We start from the raw sequence: 16,678 nt of genomic DNA on the forward strand, positions 1-16,678 counted from the left end.
CCGGAGCCACTGGCGCAACAGGAGCAGCAGGTACGGCGGGACCATCCGGAGCCACCGGTGCTACAGGAGCAGCAGGTGCGGCGGGATCATCCGGAGCCACCGGTGCTACAGGAGCAGCAGGTGCGGCGGGACCATCCGGAGCCACTGGCGCAACAGGAGCAGCAGGTGCGGCGGGAGCATCCGGAGCCACTGGCGCTACAGGAGCAGCAGGTGTGGCGGGACCATCCGGAGCCACTGGCGCTACAGGAGCAGCAGGTGCGACGGGACCATCCGGAGCCACTGGCGCAACAGGAGCAGCAGGAGGTGTATTGGGATTTGCAGATTTTTTTGCCTTGATGCCTCCTGATAATGCAGCAACTGTTGCTCCGGGTACAGACGTAAGTTTTCCGGAAAATGGCCCTACCAGCGGGACTACTATTACCCGAACCGGTCCTAGCTCTTTTAATTTAGCAGCAATAGGGACTTATCAGGTGCTCTTTCAGGTTAGTGTAACCGAAGCTGGACAACTCATCTTGACACTCAATGGCGCGGATCTCGCCTATACTGTAATCGGACGTGCAACAGGTACATCGCAAATCGTAGAAATGGCTATAGTGCAAACGACGGTCATTAATTCCATACTGACTGTTCGAAATCCTGCTGGCAATTCCACTGCACTTACTATTACTCCTCTCGCTGGAGGAACAAGACCTGTTTCAGCACATCTTGTTATCACACAATTAGCATAGCAAGATATCTTGCATGTAGATAATCTAGAAATTTGCTATCTTTAACTGGACGGCTTTTCTTATGATCATAATTAGGACGTACGAACGTCCTCCTCTTCCTCCAGAGTATCCCTCGGCTGAGATAGCGGCCCGCCACGCGTGGCATTTTGCAGACATCCGCTATTTAGTATTTCATTAAATGGAAAATCTGAGGGATACGACAATGGGAACAGCATACGAACAACAAAATGCAGTACTACAACATGAAATCACGGTAATGGAAAGTATCCTGGAAAGCAAGGAGCAGTATTCCAAAATAGTTTCGTGTTGCGTCGTCATTCGGATCGCCACCTTTTTGGGGGCTCTTAATTTTACGAGTTCAATCTATATAGAGTAAAAATCCCAGTAGCAATAATGACGAAATAACTCGTTTCAAAATAATCTCTCCTTATTTATGTATTATTATGCGAGTTTAGAAGTTTCAATATGTATCATCTAAATATTTAAATTCATATATTAAATAATAAGTAAAATAACTACTTTTTGTATGAGTAAGCTATCTATTAAATAATTGTACTGATGAACAAAGGTAGGATTCATAGTGAATATACAATTTCTCGAAAAATTAAGTATCTTACGGGAACTTTACCGGAACGCACTTAATTTCACCAATTCTGTTGTGATTTAAAAGAAAAAGCCCCGAAGGGCTTACTTTGTTAAAATTATTGATTTTCTTTTGTGAGAATAGAAGCTGCTAGCAGTGTAGTATTAGTATAACCACCTGAAACATTTTCATACGAAAAATTAGCGATAGGAACTCCAATAACTGAAGCAACGTCACCCTCAAAAATGTCCCCACTTGCTCCTGGATAAACTGCTATTACTGTATTATCATTTTCATCACTAATATAAACGATAGCCGTTGTCCCTATAGGAATGTTATCTTCTTCTATATCTATTACATCGCCGCTTATTTTTACAAATTTGTTTAAGTATAAATTCAGATTTTTATTTAAGTGTTTTGTTGTTACAGATTTGTCTACTAGATTAATGACTTTGCTTTTATCTGTTGAAGGAAATAAGTCACTGTTTTTAACAATGAAGTCGTAAGATGCTTGCTCCATAGAAGCTTGATCTTCTGTTAAAACAGGTGTCCCATTTTTCATGAATTCGGCAAATAAATATTGTTGATCTGTGACCTGATTATTTGTAGAACTTTGCTGAGCAGTATTCTCATTGCTCGCTGTTTGTTCTGTAGCAAAGGATGTAGTTGAAGAATTAGACCCTGCTTTTGTTGTTTCTTCTTTTATATTGCTTCCACAAGCTGTTAGAGCTATAGAAAGTAGAGTAATTAATAAAACTTTCTTTGACATGATGAATTCTCCTGTGAGTATCCTCATCGGTTGAGGTAGTTGCTCATTTTATCTTGTTACCTTTATTATCGAATATTGGTGTTGAATATGTTAGCAAAGCACAGCTCCCAAGCTTTTTGAAGACTGTGTTTTTTATTGAAATGAGCGGTCACAATTAGTTTGTAATCCTTAGGTCTAGAAAAGTGCATTGTCCTGTATATCAATTTAGGTGTGATTATTCAGATTTGAACCCTAAATATTAAAAAGGACTTCATTAGCATGTGGCTGATATGAAGTCCTCCTTAATGTTTATTTAGTTGAATATTCGCTTACCTCAAAGGTAAGTATTTTGTTGAAAATGACATAATCCTTACGGTTACTGAAAGGTCCTTTATTATTATTGTGCTTGTCAATGGCAAAGAATGAAGCACCTCTGCCAGCATCTTTAGCGTCATACCAAGCGATGAAGGAATTTAAGCATTTAGTTCAGCTTAAAGTTTATTCGACTAGCGACAAAAAGTCCTTTTCGATAATATATCACTCTGCACCAATATAAACTCTGTCCCAACGTAAAAAGGACCCTCAGCAACTCCGGTCCCTTCTGGATTATTCAGTAGATTCTTTGGCATTCAATATGTAATCAATTTCAATAATTTCCCCGATATCTGTAATTTCAAGTACCTCAATAATCTTTGCCAGATGGTCTTTATTCAAAACACTACGGGAGCCACGGACAATTTCACTAATGGTACTTGGGCGTAGCCCTGTTAACTGAGATAAAGTCCCTTGTGTCATTCCTTTTGACTCCAGAATCTTTCCAAGCTTGACCACGATTATAGATTTTTTTGACATATAACCGACCGTTCCTTCCCCTTGATTCTTGCTTAGTTATGCTTGTGTTGATTTTAAGTGAAACTAAAAGATAACGCAAAAAGATGTTGACAATAACGTTATATGGTTATATCGTTAATAACGAAATAACGTTAAAATGTTATGTAAATTCATGCCATGGAAACAATTTTGTTATTGACATCGTTGATGATAAGGCAGTACGAAAATTCGCATCTAATTAGAGTGGTTCTTCATTATTGTACAGCAAGTTAATCCGCAATTCTACGCGAGTGAACATGAAGCAGTCCTATCACAACTTATTGAAATCATAGGTAAGAAGGGAATTTGGGATTTTGCTATTGAGAGGGCAGTTGAGGCTGCCACAATTTGATGGTCAGGAGCCCTTGCCAAGTTGGACGGATAAACACTAAGAAGGAGCACATAAAAATGGAGACTAAATCAACCATACTAGAATGGGTGGCAATGGTATATGGACCTTTTGACCATTTACATATGTATGAAATATATGAAGGTGTGCTTTATGATGGACGCTACTTCTTTCACATTGAGGACGGACGTTTGTGGATGCGTCATGTGCGGGGGTTGGAGCATCCCGAACATACACACTTATTCGTCGATGGTGACAGTGGTGGGCTGCAATTGGCAGAAGGCATTCAGCGTGACCTTATGGAGGTTGTTTCAGAAACCATTGACCAGCTACGCTCTATGGATGGTATGACTTTTTTGCTTAACGAACTGCTATGGTTGGAAGGGGAGGGGCGCTGTGACATCCAGTTGAATCTTGTAAGGAACAAGGGATAGCATTTACAGGGATTTTTGTCGTAGAAGGAATCGTTATATTGTTCACCGAATGAAATATTTGAGGTGATCGTCTTGAAGGATACATATAAAATGTTGAAAACAGACATGGAGCTATTTGGAGCGGCTTTAACCAAGGTACATGTATACGTTGTATCCGTCGATGAAGAATTACGTGTGACACTTGAGGATTATGGCGGAGTGGTGGAGGAGATTACACCAGGGTCGGTTAAGATCGCCAGTAAAGATTTTATACGAGAACAGTTTGAATTCCGGGTAGACTTAACAGGAGGAGAGCAATTTGAATGATCTTAAAACCCCGATTTTAAAAGAAACATTAAAGCACATGGAAAGGTTTAATGCAACGGTTCCACTCCCCTCCAAGGCAGACGTAGGCTTTAAATTCAGTGTTATGTTCGGGACTCGCTTTGCATAAAGCTAGGCGGAGTCATGGGTAAAGCGTGACTCCGCCTCGAATTAATCATATATCGGGACGCTTGTTCTATAATCCTTGGTGATCATGGAGACAGCCTCTGACTTTGTTAAAGCTAAGTGTTCATAGAACATTTTCCTAAATTCTTCTTTAGGTAGATAGGGATTGATACGGCTTAAAAACTCGGAAATTTCATTGGCGTTGGAATACCATTTTTTTTCTGTAGCTGCAACCAGATTCTGATCTCCTGCTATGGCTGCTTTAACAAGATCCGCAGCAAGGACTAAATGTTCCCTAATTAAGTTACTGTATGTTTGAGCAACATGATCACCATAAAAAGGTCGAAGTGAATTCCCCATATCTGTTGCATTTTGAAGAAGCCGGGCGGTAACCACGTTCACATCAGGTAGATGAAAGACCAAGCTAAGGATGGTCATCCTGGTCCAGGCTATATGTTGTTCCCACAGCATACGTATGAAGCTTTTCAATTCAACCTTCGCCTTGCTTACACAATGAGGATTTTTGGTCATTAGATGAGCAGGTGTTACTTGATCCGATCGCCAATAATGATCGTATGGTTGTACTACATAAGGAAACATACTTTTTCACTCCTTGTTTCCATAAATTTGTATACCACATGCATCTGCATATATAGTGCTACATTATTCGAACTCATATTGTTGGGTTAATGTCCATTAAAAAAGTCATCTTCTAGCAGAACTTCTAAACAACCTCGGAATTAGATTAGTATGAGGCGTGGAACTTCGATATTCATAATGACAAGGCATATTCCATATGACTAAGTAAGTTGCTTTTTGCTCACATAGAGGAGGGATATGATTGGATGCATTCGTTGCGCGCTCATTAGATGAGATACGATTTTGGTCCAGGATCATGAAGGAGCATTCATTTTTTCTGGGGTTAGGTTTTAGAGCGGAAGATACTCAACTCATTACAGAAGCCAATCAGTTTCATGCTATTTTTGAGGATATTGAGAGAAGATCACACGAATTTAATATCGATACTGACCCTCACACAATCAAAGAGTTTAATACGGAGGTGCAGAATGCAGCGACTCATATTTGGGCGTTTAAGAGAATGGTATTGGGCCTTATATTGCAATGCAAGCTTCCCGGACAAACCAATTTCCCTTTACTGGTAGATCATATAAGCCGGGAAGCGAATTATTTCAGAAACCGTTTAGAGGAACTTAATTCGGGAAAGCTCGAACCATTACCCGATGCAATTATTGATGAAAATGTATTTTTCTTAAAAATCATGGCCGATCATGCAAAATTTATAGGCCATTTGCTAGATCCATCCGAACGTAAACTGGTTGAACAAGCTAGGGAGTTTAGTAATGATTTCGATACGCTAATGTTTCAAGCGATTGATTTAAGTCATATGCAGCCACAGTCGTAGACCGTTCCACTCCTAAGTCAATTTGTTGATGAAAACCGTGTCTCTGTTAAGTCCTTGCGTGATTTTAAGAAAACAGCGCGTGATTTAATCGACGAATGCCGAATAAAAAGTATTATCCATCCTTTATTAGCCGATCATGTATTTCGTGAAGCTGAGCGCTTCCTTTTTATTCTCGATATGTTTGATCAATCTTTATCAGGTGTTAAGGTGAACAAGAAAGAAATCATGCACTGATATGCTGTCGCTGCTGTGTAGCATAAATAATTAAAACGTAATCCTTCAGACTGGGACACAGTATTCCCCAACAGGAGGTGCGCCAAGACCGTATCTTTTAAATCCTAATCCAGGTGTCGAAATTTATAAATCATTACGTTGGGCCCTCTTCCTATATCTCAAAAAAAGGAGAAACCCTGTCTTGTGTAAAGCGGGTTTCTCTACTTTGTAGAGATCACTTTATAATTTCGTCGATTCGTGATTCCAACTATGAATGCACAATGTTCTTATGCTCATGTTCTTCATGGCTACATACTTTAAGTGTATAACCTGTGTCATCGTTAGTACACCATGACTGAGATTGAAAAGCTAAGAATAATGCGACCCAACGATCTTTAAACTGAATTAGCAATCCCCCGTCTTGCCAAACTCCATTATCTTTTTCCCATTTGGGATTTCCTGAGTTTCCTTGATTCATATGAATATCGTGAACTCCATTCCCGGGTTTGAAATGAAAGTATTCATCCTCCTTATGTTCAGGGCCAAATCGTTCTCCATAAGCATATATAACAGCTTCTTCATCAATAGCTTTTTGAACATAGTCTGTTAACTTTTCGTACAAATCGTTGTCGGGACCAGGTTTAATATTTGGGAGTGGTGTCATTTGTTTAGGATCAAACAGACCGCCCCTGACATAATCCAATGCAATCTCCGGATTGTTTTTATTGATTCCAGTGAAGCCTTCTGTCATACCTTGCAGATGGGTAATTTGCGAGGAATTAAAATTTTCGCCAATCAAATAAAGAACTTCTGACGGCCAATCTTGTGATTGGATATTAATGGCTAATCTGAACTTTTCTTTGCTATGCAATACTTTCATGAGCACTTCTAGATGCTGGTCATCTTTTCCTAATTTGAATTCTTTAGGAATTGCTTTTAGCACACCGTATTTAATGGGCATTGTTATAGTCTCCTTGCGATTAATTTTTTACATTTTCTAGCGTGTCTTATATTTGAATTTATTATTTAATCCAGGTTTGTCCAAAAGGGCTATAGAGATCGGTTATTTTATGGATAATTTAGGGGTTATAAATTTTTTGAAAAATGAAACAATAACTCAGTACTTTATAACAAAGGAGGAAACAAAATGTCAGAGGTGAAGGGATTGGGTTTAACCCCATCTCCAATAGATAAAAGGGATATTCTTATGTCTTCTATTTTGCCGCCTTTTATTATTCCATCAAAATTTGAAGTTAAAGGAATAACTCCTGTGAGAGATCAGGGACACGAAGGAACGTGCGTTGGCTTCTCCTGCGCTGTAGGCATGAAAGAGTGGCAAGAGAGAGATAAACATGTCGGACTCTCACCCAGGTACCTTTACGAGAAGGCAAAAGCAGCAGATTCAGCTCCAGATAATACACCTCGATGTACTCCTGATGGAGACGGGACATCTATTAGAGTAGCCATGGATATACTGAAAAAACAGGGAGTATGTGAAGAAAGCTTTTGGAAGTATGAAGCCTGTAATCCTGGTAGTCCCCAAGCTGGAGCAGATACAAATGCAGCAAAATATAAAATAAAAGCATATGCAAATCTGGACACGATAAAAGCAATGCAGAGAAGCTTAGTTGTGAACGGACCTTTTGTAGTCGGGACATCAGTGTACAAAAACTGGATGGATCCAAACGTAGCAGCTACAGGTAAAATACCTTTACCCGAAAGTAGTGAATTTATAGGTGGACATGCCATATGTATTGTAGGCTTCGATGATGATACCCAAATGTTCAAATTTAAAAATTCATGGGGAACTCCTTGGGGCGATAATGGATTTGGCTACTTACCTTATGATTATCGTGTTCAAAAACAAGCGGAACATTTCTTTTTTGAAGCGTATAGCGCAACGGATCTAATCGACAATGTTGACGCCTTAGTCAATGCTAAGGAGAAAATATTGCAGCAAATGGGTGAAGAATTTAAAGAAGAGGTTGAGCTTCATCATTGGGGGGGAGATCAGGTTATTAAATATCACTAGAAAGTCAGGTGATTTAATGATCATTTCCATTGAAGAGAAGGACAATGGTAAAATCCTCCGTCTAAAAAAAGGCGAAGCCTTCCAGATTACCCTACTTGAAAATGCATCTACAGGATATACATGGTTGGAAGAAATCGTTTCAGAGAAAAATGTGGTCTTGCTTGAGAAAGAAGATTATGTTGGTAACCACACTGTAATTGGAGGATCTGGTGTCCGAGCTTGGACGTATACGGCAAATGAAGCAGGTCAGAGAAAGGTGAGATTTCATTACCAAAGGCCGTGGCTACAGGAGGCTGTAAAAAGTTTTGAAATTACGGTTATTGTAATATAGGGACGCTGAAAAGCGTTCCTTTTTTATTTCTGTGTTTTAATAAGGGGGATTCTATTTCTCAGTCCAGTGGTTAGTAACCATTCAGGATGTGAACCCGTCTGAGTATTCAGGGGGGATGATCAATGAACAGCTTTACGTTGTTGTTTAGACGAACTATAGCAGTAGCTTGTACCGCAGTGTTACTATTATCCGGCTGCACGCCAACGAAGGGCGAGGAACATGAAAAATCGCCTGTAGAATCTACACAAGTGGGACCATCATTGGATAAGCACGAAAAAGAGTGTTCAAATATAACTGTGGATTACGCATCTCTAGCAAAATGGAATGGCGTTACCTATAGGGCGAGCTATGAGAACGACAATAGTAACTTGCACAAAGGGGAGAAAGTTGGCGCAATTTTATATCGCATGGCAGATTATGCTTGCCCGGGATATGTGATGAAGGACGGGGATGCGACGTTGCTGGAGATCGGAACAGAACTGTATGAAGTGAACGGGTACGCCCAATCTGCCAGATTATTTGCGGGGAATACACTGTATGAAGCAACGCATAACCCTTCTGCCAAGACTATTAATGATTTGCTGGATAGCTCGGGAAAAATAGCAGTCGTTCGCTTTGTCAGCGGCAATGACGGGACCAAGTTGAAAGATTTCACACCCCAGGCGACTGCCACATTTGCCGAAGCCTATCCTAAACTGAACTACGTTTCTTTTGAACAAATGTACAAACAGACCAAGGGATTGGTCGGGAACAGCTACTATCTCCAAATTGAAATGAAAGACGGATCAACGAGAAACCTTGCCTATCATATCCAATCTAAAGCCTTCTATCCTGCCGGATATGCTACTCCTGAACTGGCTCAGCTTGTGGAAGAACAACGTAAACGAATATACGCTAAATAAAGGACTACAGCTCAGAATTATCCTTCCCGATCTCTATCGAAAATACTTCTTTAAAACCTCTCTCACCATCTGCTGTAATGTATATTGCTCGGGTTTTGGGCAGACGTTGAATCCAGTTTAATTCGAATAATCTGTCCAAAAGAGCATTCCCCAAGGCTCCGGCCAGATGGTGGCGTCGTTCACTCCAATCCATGCATTTATGTGAGAAGGAGCGGCGCTTTTTTTTCGTTTCTTCAAGGTCAATTTGAAAGTCTGCAAAGAACGCCCTCCCTTTTTCAGTAACAGAGAACCCGTCCCGATCCTGCGAAATGTAATCTTTTTGAATGAGAGAAGCCGTTAGCTGTACACCTAAATGACCTGCCAGATGATCGTAGCAGGTTCTTGCCTGACGTATGGCTTTGTCTTCGGAAGCATGCTGGAATGACTTGATTGGAATAGGTGGAGCTATGGATAAAAATGACTCCATTACCCGGGCAACTTCGGGATTTTGAATGCCGTAGTAACGGTGACGCCCTTGTTTCTCCACAGTAACGACTTGAGCCTCGGTCATTTTAGCCAAATGGAAGCTGGCGGTTTGCGGTTTGATGCGTGCCATATGGGCCAGCTCGCTTGCAGGATGAAATCTGCCGTCTAATAAGGCGGTTAAGATGGCTGCGCGGGAAGGCTCGCTGACGAGAGAAGCAATCATGGCTACATTTGATTTGGCGCTCATGGCACAGTTATCCTCCTTTGTAATCCATACTTCGATGAAGATTGAAGTATTTATATTCTACAATAAGGAGGCAGATCTGAACAGAAGGAGAAGGGATAATGGACCAAATGAATCAAATGAATCAAATAAATCAAATAAATCAGATGAATTTCAGCCCAGACATCAAAACGATTAAACCTAGCATTTTATATTATGGAACCCCTGTGATTTTACTCAACACGCTGAATGAGGATGGAACGACCAATATCAGCCCTATTTCCTCCTCATGGGCATTGGGAGATTGTGTCGTACTGGGTATTGGAATAGGTGGGAAAGCATTTGAAAATATGAAGCGGCATCCCGAATGTGTGATTAACATTCCGGGACCTGCCTTATGGGAGCATGTGGAGCGGTTGGCCCCCTACACGGGCAAAAATCCCGTACCCGAGGATAAGCAACAAAATGGCTTTACCTATCAGAAAGACAAGTATGAGATTAGCGGACTAACTTCGATTGACTCTAATGTGGTCAAGCCCGTTCGAATTAGGGAATCCCCTATTCAAATTGAAGCCAAGGTGAAGGATGTACGGATTTCTGATCATTCTCCTTCTTTTGCAATCGTTGAAACCCAAGCTGTACAGGTGCACGTTCATCAGGATATGATCCTCGGTGATAACCACATTGATCCGGCAAAGTGGAGCCCACTCATCTATAACTTCCGCCATTATTTCGGCCTTGGTGAGCGGTTGGGCAAAACCTTCCGGTCTGAAACCTGATGTTCTAGAAAAAAAATATAATTTCCTACCTGAATAATGAGAATTATCTTCCCAAATTGTTCTTTTTGTGCGAGAATGATTGAAAAATCATTCATGATTGCGCATACAGAAAGAGAAGATTCATACAGCACGTATAACAAGGGAGGAAATAACCATGTCAGAAGATCGCAAGCTGTCATTCGAAACTCTCGCTGTCCATGCCGGACAACAAATTGATCCTACTACTTTTGCCCGCGCCGTTCCGTTATACCAAACCACCTCGTATGGATTTCGGGATGCCGAGCATGCGGCTGATTTGTTTTCGTTAAAAGAGTTCGGCAACATTTATACGCGCCTAATGAATCCGACCACGGATGTGTTCGAGCAGCGGATCGCAGCTCTGGAGGGAGGGGCTGGCGCGTTGGCAACGGCTTCGGGAGCAGCAGCCATTTCCTTTTCCATCCTGAACATTGCGGGAGCAGGGGATGAAATTGTGTCGGCATCCAGTCTATATGGCGGTACATATAATTTGTTTTCCACGACGCTGCCGAAGCTGGGCATTAAGGTGCATTTTGTGGATTCGGATGACCCGGAGAACTTCCGCAAAGCCATTACGGATAAAACGAAGGCGTTATTTGCCGAGACGATTGGCAATCCGCAGGGCAATGTGCTGGATGTGGAAGCTGTAGCAGCGATTGCGCATGAATATGGTATTCCGTTAATTGTAGATAACACGTTCCCAAGCCCGTACTTATTGCGTCCCATTGAATACGGAGCGGATATTGTCGTGCATTCTGCGACGAAATTCATTGGCGGACACGGAACGTCCATCGGTGGGGTGATCGTGGACAGCGGCAAGTTTGACTGGAAAGCAAGTGGCCGTTTCCCTGGGCTGACCGAACCGGACCCGAGCTATCACGGGGTTGTATACACCGAGGCGGTGGGGCCTATTGCATACATTATCAAGGCGCGGGTACAACTGCTGCGTGACCTGGGAGCAGCTATTTCACCGTTCAACTCATGGCTGCTGCTTCAGGGCTTGGAGACACTCCATCTGCGGCTGGAAAGACATAGCCAGAATGCTTTGAAGGTAGCGCAATATCTCGAAAGCCACAAGGATGTGGAATGGGTCAGCTACACTGGATTGCCAAGCCACCCATCCTACGAGTTAGCCCAAAAATACTTGCCGAAAGGGCAAGGGGCGATCCTGACCTTCGGCATTAAAGGTGGTAGTCAGGCGGGAAGCAAGCTGATTGAAAATGTGAAGCTATTTTCCCATTTGGCGAATGTGGGCGATTCCAAATCTCTGATCATTCATCCGGCGAGCACAACCCATCAACAGTTGAATGCGGAGGAACAGGTTGCTGCTGGAGTCAAGCCAGAGCTGTTGCGTTTGTCTGTCGGGACGGAAGCGATAGACGATATTTTGTACGATTTGGAGCAGGCGATCGCGGCCAGCCAGCAGTAGTTAAGTGAGCAGAGGCCAGCGACGTTGGCTTGTTAAGCAAAGTGTGACAGGGCATTTGTGCAGGATTCCGTAAGTGGTTTTTCAATCCAGATTGGTTTTCGGTCTGTGGTTAATCAGGTGGGGGGCAACCTCCACCTTTTTTGCGTCCATGTCATGAATAAATAGCGTTGACAACATACCCCCATAGGTATATATTATACCCCGTAGGGTATATGAGGAGGGGAAGAAATGAGCAGAAAAATAGTTATTATTGGCGGGGTAGCAGGTGGGGCTTCTGCGGCGGCAAGATTGCGTAGATGGAATGAGGAAGACGAGATTATAATGTTTGAACGCGGAGAGCATGTTTCTTTTGCAAACTGTGGACTTCCTTACTATATTGGCGAGACGATCCGTGCGCGGGAGAAGCTGTTCCTCCAGACACCTCAAGGGATTCGAGAACGTTTTAATATAGATGTACGGGTATTTACCGAAGTTATAGAAATAGACCGGGAGCAGAAGCTCATCCGCTTCCGTGATGTAATGACAGGAACAATGGGGGAGCAACCGTACGACTTGGTGGTTTTGTCCCCAGGGGCCAAACCGTTGATGCCGGATATTCCCGGATTAAACGAAGCTACTAATCTATTCACGCTAAGAAATATTCCTGATACGGACGTGATTAAGGCATATGTAGATGAAAAGCACCCGCGACATGCTGCTGTTATTGGCGGTGGATTTATCGGGCTGGAAATGGCTGAGAATCTGCGGGAGCGTGGACTTGCGGTAACGATTATCGACCAGGGAGAACAATTGCTTAATCCGCTAGATCCTGAAATGGCTAAACTGGTAGAACAGCATATGAAGCTGAACGGAGTGGAGGTGCGCTTAAAGGAAGGGGTTGCGGCTATTGCAGATCAGGGTACACGGCTCCTTTTAGCTTCGGGAGGTGTGCTTCAGACGGATTTGGTTATTCTGGCGATTGGTGTTGTTCCCGAAAATGAACTGGCCAAGCAAAGCGGATTGGAGCTTGGTTATCGCGGGGCTATTCAGGTGAACGCCCAACTGCAAACCAGTGATCCGGCCATTTATGCGGTAGGAGACGCCATTCAGGTCAAAGACCGCAATCACGGTTTTGCGACCATGGTATCGCTGGCCTGGGGAGCCAATCGGCAGGGGCGCTTGGTGGCGGATCATATGAACGGTCAGGCCATTTCTTATGATGGCGCGCTCGGAACGTCCGTGATTAAGACCTTTGCCTTGACAGCAGCATCGACAGGCAATAACGAAAAAACATTGCTACGGCTGGGCGTTCCCTATAAGGCTATTCATATTCATCCCGGTTCGCATGCGGGTTATTATCCCGGGGCATCGCCAATCTCTATGAAGCTGCTCTTTAGCCCGGAGACGGGAATGATATACGGGGCACAGGCCGTTGGAGCCGACGGAGTAGACAAAAGGATTGATGTGATTGCGACCGCCATGCGTGGGCATTTGGAGGTGCGTGAGCTGGCTGATATCGAACTTGCCTATGCTCCCCCTTATTCTTCGGCCAAAGATCCTGTCAATATGGCTGGTTATGTGGCTTCGAATATCATGGATGGGCTGGTCCAAACGATGCAATGGCATGAAGTCGATGACTTTTACCACAACGGTGGTGTCATTATTGATGTCAGGGATGAGGTGGAGCTGCAAGCAGGAGTCATTCCGGGTTCTATCCATATTCCTTTGCCAGAGCTGAGAGAACGGATGTCAGAAATCCCTCGTGATCTGGAGATCGCGGTATCCTGCCAGGTCGGTTTGCGGGGTTATATTGCGGCCAGAATACTGACCCAATATGGTTATCAGGTGAGAAACGTTGATGGTGGCTACAAGACGTATTCAGTTATGGTTGAACGGGATTCTGATTTTGATCTGCCTACAGGGGGCGAACTGGACGAGGAAGCTAAAGACGGGTCCGGCGTACCTTCGAGAGTTGCAGAAGAAGCCGTAAGCCCCGACACAGAAATTACCCTGCTGGATGCCTGTGGATTGCAATGTCCGGGTCCTATTCTCAAGGTATATGAAGCTGTTAAGGCACTGGAAGAAGGGCAAAAGCTGGAGGTTACCGCAACCGATTTCGGTTTTGCGAGAGATATTGAAGCGTGGTGCCTCAAAACCGGGAATACGTTGGAATCTTTGGGAGTGTCCCAAGACAAGGTTAAGGCTGTGGTACGCAAAGATTCTGGCAAGCCATCTGCTGTTAACGGTCATTAGTGATGATAGAAGAATACAAGCAGGACAGCGCTGATGCTGTCCTTTTTTGCTTGGAATCTGCCAGGTTTTGTGTCCTGCAATGGCCCGTTTTCAGCCGTGCAAATGAAAGAGACTTGTGGTTATTTGTACAACAGATCAAGGACGGCGGTTTTTAAAATAGTTCATAACCCATCCAATGTGATTGAGATGGTCTGTCACTTCGCCATGCAGGGCACCAAAAAAAGTATCTTGAAGCTCTACGTCAACGGTACCTTTTTCCGCCAGTGCATGGTAAGCCAGCTTAAGTTCCTCTTCGCTGTCAAAATCGAGAATGATTTGTACATGTTGCGCCCTCAGCGGTTTACCATAGGAATCGGAAAAATGGATGTGACTGCTGCCCAAGTGAAGCTCAGCGTGTAAAAGCTTGTCTTCCTGCTTGTTCAGTACTTTAATTTCTCCGCCCAAAACAGACTGATAGTAATCCACCGTTTGCTGGACATCGTTCACAATGACAAAGGGACTTGCACTTCTCATGGGTTCATCTCCTTTGGGGTCTTTATGTAGTTACTATACATTATTTACGTTGCCGGCAGGATTTACCCCTTTTCATTTCAAATTATGGCTTGGTTCACTGTGTGACGTCTGTTACAATAGAAGTGACATTTACAAATGGATAGAAAAAAGATCGGACGGTGAGCACTTCTATGCTGTGGGAAGCGACTATATATTTTGTGATTTTGGTAATTTCCGCTCTAAGCGTGATTGCGGTATCAGGTAACCGGAGGACTGCGAGTACAATTCTTCTGGTGCCCATCGTTTTATTTTGTACGATATTTATGGTGCAAGGTTCAGTATTTACAGCGATGAAGCACCCGACGATGGGAGCTAATGTTGGTTCGCACATGGCATTTTTAACAACTTGGGTAGTTACTGGAATATTGTTTGCCGTGACGATTGTGATTGCTTTCATTAAATATAGCAAGAAAAACAAGGCGTAATTCAGCCTTAACCTCAGATGAAAAAGGGCTTTTGGTCTTTGGCCGAAAGCCCTTTTTGTATCCTTTTTTCAACAATGCGGGATGTCTTCGTTTATCTGCGTCTTCTCATGAACAATACAACAACCAGCACAACGATGATGACGATCAATAGAAATTTCATATTCGATACCCTCCTTGGTCTGTCTCTTATTTGGTATTAACCATATTTAATTAGCATGTACCGGTTTACCTCAAGAAGATACCTGTTGTGGAGTGTTTGGAAAAAATAGAGCTGGGCTCCAAAAAGAGGTTTACAGGATTAGTTGGGAAGTGTATACATATAGTAAGGAGGCGATTGCCATGAGTGATCGTGGATTTCATTTGTTCTATATTATTTTCCTGACGGTTCTTGCACTAGGAAGCGTGGGTGGAATTGTTTGGTGGCTGCGTTCTGTCAGTCGTCAGGAGAAAGAAAAAAACTGAATTTGAACCGGACGTAAAAGTCCAAAATGCAGCTTCCAGTAGGAGGGTGCATTTTTATATGCTATAATGGGAACATATGTTCTTTACAGTGGGAGGAAAGACGATGTTGCCTGATTTGGAACGAAAGCTGTTACGGATTTTGTATAACTATTTTGCCCAGCATCGCCATATGCCAACGATGACGGAATTGACCGTCAAAACGGGGAAAAGGGACAGCGAGATTACAGCCGCTTTGCGGCATATGGAACAGGAGCATTACATTACATGGGAAAATAACTCCAGTACTCAGCATGTGGTCTTGCTGGAAGGGTGGGAGCGTCCTTCAACGGATAGGTTCACCCGCCCGGAAACAGGGCGCACAACTACTCCAACCACGCCACAGGGCGGGACGGAATACTGGACGAATTATTAAAGTAGAACTCAAAGCTGGAAAAAATTAATGAGTTTTTAAGGTGCATATCATTTAGTTTTAAGAAAGAGTGACTATAATGACCTTATTAACCCCTTTTTGATCAAGCTATAGACCCTGCCGATGTATTGGCAGGGTCATTTTTTTGGCTATAGATGCTTTCGATGGTGCTTAACAGATACCTATGTACATTAAAAATCCCCCGGGGATCATCCGGAGGATGGGTGCAGCTTGCGTGAACTGCACGGCCTGCTCGAACTTCATGGTTCGACGGCATAATATATATTCAACCCCTGCTGCCTTGCATAATATGGTCAGCATGTTCATAAGGGGCAGTCCGATTCCACTGCTCATTTTCCAAACGACAAAAGCCCTACCTCTCTTTCGTCCTTGCGGCTCCGATGACCGCGCCAGTGTGAATGTGAAAATCTTCGGCAAAAGCTCAAAATTCTACATTAGGGTTATACATAAAATTTGGAGAAGCTCCATGCGGTGATTAGGAGTATAGCTTGTTGCGCGGAATCCTATGGGGTTTAATACATACTTTAATAGTATAGCAAGAACGATTCTAAAATGCAAGGCATTTCTGTTTTTTTGATGATAGAATGGAAAAAAAAAGTTTCTCGTCTAATTCGATTTTCC

At 43.1% G+C, this 16,678-nt stretch carries 18 protein-coding genes and 3 pseudogenes; 14 read left to right on the forward strand and 7 right to left on the reverse strand.

All coding sequences use genetic code 11. The annotated features are described in order from the left end of the window. The first annotated feature begins 212 nt into the window (after positions 1–212). Positions 213–728 (forward strand): hypothetical protein, encoded by a 516-nt coding sequence (locus ACWXW9_RS13245; RefSeq protein WP_494929767.1) that lies wholly within the window; start codon positions 213–215, stop codon positions 726–728. A 701-nt stretch (positions 729–1,429) separates the two neighbouring features. Here ACWXW9_RS13245 and ACWXW9_RS13250 read toward each other — a convergent pair. The 3 genes and pseudogenes from ACWXW9_RS13250 to ACWXW9_RS13260 form a co-directional block, all read right to left on the reverse strand. Beyond that, positions 1,430–2,080 carry a hypothetical protein gene (locus tag ACWXW9_RS13250; protein ID WP_494929768.1) on the reverse strand — a complete coding sequence of 217 codons (651 nt, stop codon included), beginning with the start codon at positions 2,078–2,080 and terminating at the stop codon, positions 1,430–1,432. A 288-nt stretch (positions 2,081–2,368) separates the two neighbouring features. Then, positions 2,369–2,542: pseudogene (locus tag ACWXW9_RS13255) on the reverse strand (SPRY domain-containing protein); the annotation flags it as partial. A gap of 123 nt (positions 2,543–2,665) precedes the next feature. Next, positions 2,666–2,911: a helix-turn-helix domain-containing protein gene (locus ACWXW9_RS13260; RefSeq protein ID WP_494929769.1), complete on the reverse strand. Its 246-nt coding sequence runs from the start codon at positions 2,909–2,911 to the stop codon at positions 2,666–2,668. Positions 2,912–3,337: 426 nt separating this feature from the next. Here ACWXW9_RS13260 and ACWXW9_RS13265 point away from each other — a divergent pair, with 426 nt between their 5' ends. From ACWXW9_RS13265 to ACWXW9_RS13275, 3 genes are all read left to right on the forward strand, one after another. Then, positions 3,338–3,712: a hypothetical protein gene (locus ACWXW9_RS13265; protein WP_494929770.1), complete on the forward strand. Its 375-nt coding sequence runs from the start codon at positions 3,338–3,340 to the stop codon at positions 3,710–3,712. A 90-nt stretch (positions 3,713–3,802) separates the two neighbouring features. Next, a complete protein-coding gene (locus tag ACWXW9_RS13270; protein ID WP_494929771.1) occupies positions 3,803–4,018 on the forward strand; it encodes a hypothetical protein in 216 nt (71 codons plus the stop codon). After that, positions 4,011–4,145 (forward strand): hypothetical protein, encoded by a 135-nt coding sequence (locus ACWXW9_RS13275; protein WP_494929772.1) that lies wholly within the window; start codon positions 4,011–4,013, stop codon positions 4,143–4,145. The genes ACWXW9_RS13270 and ACWXW9_RS13275 overlap by 8 nt, the downstream gene beginning before the upstream one ends. Positions 4,146–4,189: 44 nt before the next feature. On the opposite strand, the pseudogene ACWXW9_RS13280 reads toward ACWXW9_RS13275, so the two are convergent. Beyond that, positions 4,190–4,672 (reverse strand): annotated as a pseudogene (locus tag ACWXW9_RS13280) (acetylglutamate kinase); the annotation flags it as partial. A gap of 310 nt (positions 4,673–4,982) precedes the next feature. Here ACWXW9_RS13280 and ACWXW9_RS13285 point away from each other — a divergent pair. After that, positions 4,983–5,798: pseudogene (locus tag ACWXW9_RS13285) on the forward strand (DUF2935 domain-containing protein). A 247-nt stretch (positions 5,799–6,045) separates the two neighbouring features. Here the strand turns inward: ACWXW9_RS13285 and ACWXW9_RS13290 are convergent. Beyond that, positions 6,046–6,738 carry a DUF2278 family protein gene (locus tag ACWXW9_RS13290; protein WP_494929773.1) on the reverse strand — a complete coding sequence of 231 codons (693 nt, stop codon included), beginning with the start codon at positions 6,736–6,738 and terminating at the stop codon, positions 6,046–6,048. Between the two features lie 186 nt (positions 6,739–6,924). Here ACWXW9_RS13290 and ACWXW9_RS13295 point away from each other — a divergent pair, with 186 nt between their 5' ends. The 3 genes from ACWXW9_RS13295 (at position 6,925) to ACWXW9_RS13305 (ending at position 9,042) form a co-directional block, all read left to right on the forward strand. Then, positions 6,925–7,809: a C1 family peptidase gene (locus ACWXW9_RS13295; protein WP_494929774.1), complete on the forward strand. Its 885-nt coding sequence runs from the start codon at positions 6,925–6,927 to the stop codon at positions 7,807–7,809. A 16-nt stretch (positions 7,810–7,825) separates the two neighbouring features. Continuing rightward, positions 7,826–8,140, forward strand: coding sequence for a protease inhibitor I42 family protein (locus ACWXW9_RS13300; RefSeq protein WP_044646518.1), 315 nt, complete (start codon positions 7,826–7,828; stop codon positions 8,138–8,140). A gap of 122 nt (positions 8,141–8,262) precedes the next feature. Continuing rightward, positions 8,263–9,042: a hypothetical protein gene (locus tag ACWXW9_RS13305; RefSeq protein WP_494929775.1), complete on the forward strand. Its 780-nt coding sequence runs from the start codon at positions 8,263–8,265 to the stop codon at positions 9,040–9,042. 4 nt (positions 9,043–9,046) lie between these two features. Here ACWXW9_RS13305 and ACWXW9_RS13310 read toward each other — a convergent pair whose 3' ends face one another. Then, positions 9,047–9,754 carry an ArsR/SmtB family transcription factor gene (locus ACWXW9_RS13310; RefSeq protein ID WP_494929776.1) on the reverse strand — a complete coding sequence of 236 codons (708 nt, stop codon included), beginning with the start codon at positions 9,752–9,754 and terminating at the stop codon, positions 9,047–9,049. A 116-nt stretch (positions 9,755–9,870) separates the two neighbouring features. Here ACWXW9_RS13310 and ACWXW9_RS13315 point away from each other — a divergent pair, with 116 nt between their 5' ends. From ACWXW9_RS13315 to ACWXW9_RS13325, 3 genes are all read left to right on the forward strand, one after another. Then, positions 9,871–10,509, forward strand: coding sequence for a flavin reductase family protein (locus tag ACWXW9_RS13315; RefSeq protein ID WP_494929846.1), 639 nt, complete (start codon positions 9,871–9,873; stop codon positions 10,507–10,509). Between the two features lie 154 nt (positions 10,510–10,663). Next, complete coding sequence (locus tag ACWXW9_RS13320) at positions 10,664–11,956, forward strand: homocysteine synthase (protein WP_494929777.1); 1,293 nt, start codon at positions 10,664–10,666, stop codon at positions 11,954–11,956. A 228-nt stretch (positions 11,957–12,184) separates the two neighbouring features. Continuing rightward, positions 12,185–14,188 (forward strand): CoA-disulfide reductase, encoded by a 2,004-nt coding sequence (locus ACWXW9_RS13325; RefSeq protein WP_494929778.1) that lies wholly within the window; start codon positions 12,185–12,187, stop codon positions 14,186–14,188. Between the two features lie 135 nt (positions 14,189–14,323). Here ACWXW9_RS13325 and ACWXW9_RS13330 read toward each other — a convergent pair whose 3' ends face one another. Next, entirely contained in the window at positions 14,324–14,701 is a 378-nt protein-coding gene (locus ACWXW9_RS13330) for a VOC family protein (protein WP_494929779.1), read from the reverse strand. Between the two features lie 170 nt (positions 14,702–14,871). On the opposite strand from ACWXW9_RS13330, the gene ACWXW9_RS13335 reads away from it, so the two are divergent. The 3 genes from ACWXW9_RS13335 (at position 14,872) to ACWXW9_RS13345 (ending at position 16,039) form a co-directional block, all read left to right on the forward strand. Beyond that, positions 14,872–15,165, forward strand: coding sequence for a hypothetical protein (locus ACWXW9_RS13335; RefSeq protein WP_431090735.1), 294 nt, complete (start codon positions 14,872–14,874; stop codon positions 15,163–15,165). 339 nt (positions 15,166–15,504) lie between these two features. Continuing rightward, positions 15,505–15,627 carry a hypothetical protein gene (locus tag ACWXW9_RS13340; protein WP_494929780.1) on the forward strand — a complete coding sequence of 41 codons (123 nt, stop codon included), beginning with the start codon at positions 15,505–15,507 and terminating at the stop codon, positions 15,625–15,627. A 103-nt stretch (positions 15,628–15,730) separates the two neighbouring features. After that, on the forward strand, positions 15,731–16,039 hold the full coding sequence (locus ACWXW9_RS13345) for a hypothetical protein (RefSeq protein WP_494929781.1): 309 nt from the start codon (positions 15,731–15,733) through the stop codon (positions 16,037–16,039). The last annotated feature ends 639 nt before the right edge of the window (positions 16,040–16,678 follow it).

Source organism: Paenibacillus sp. LT-B23, from assembly GCF_059417685.1.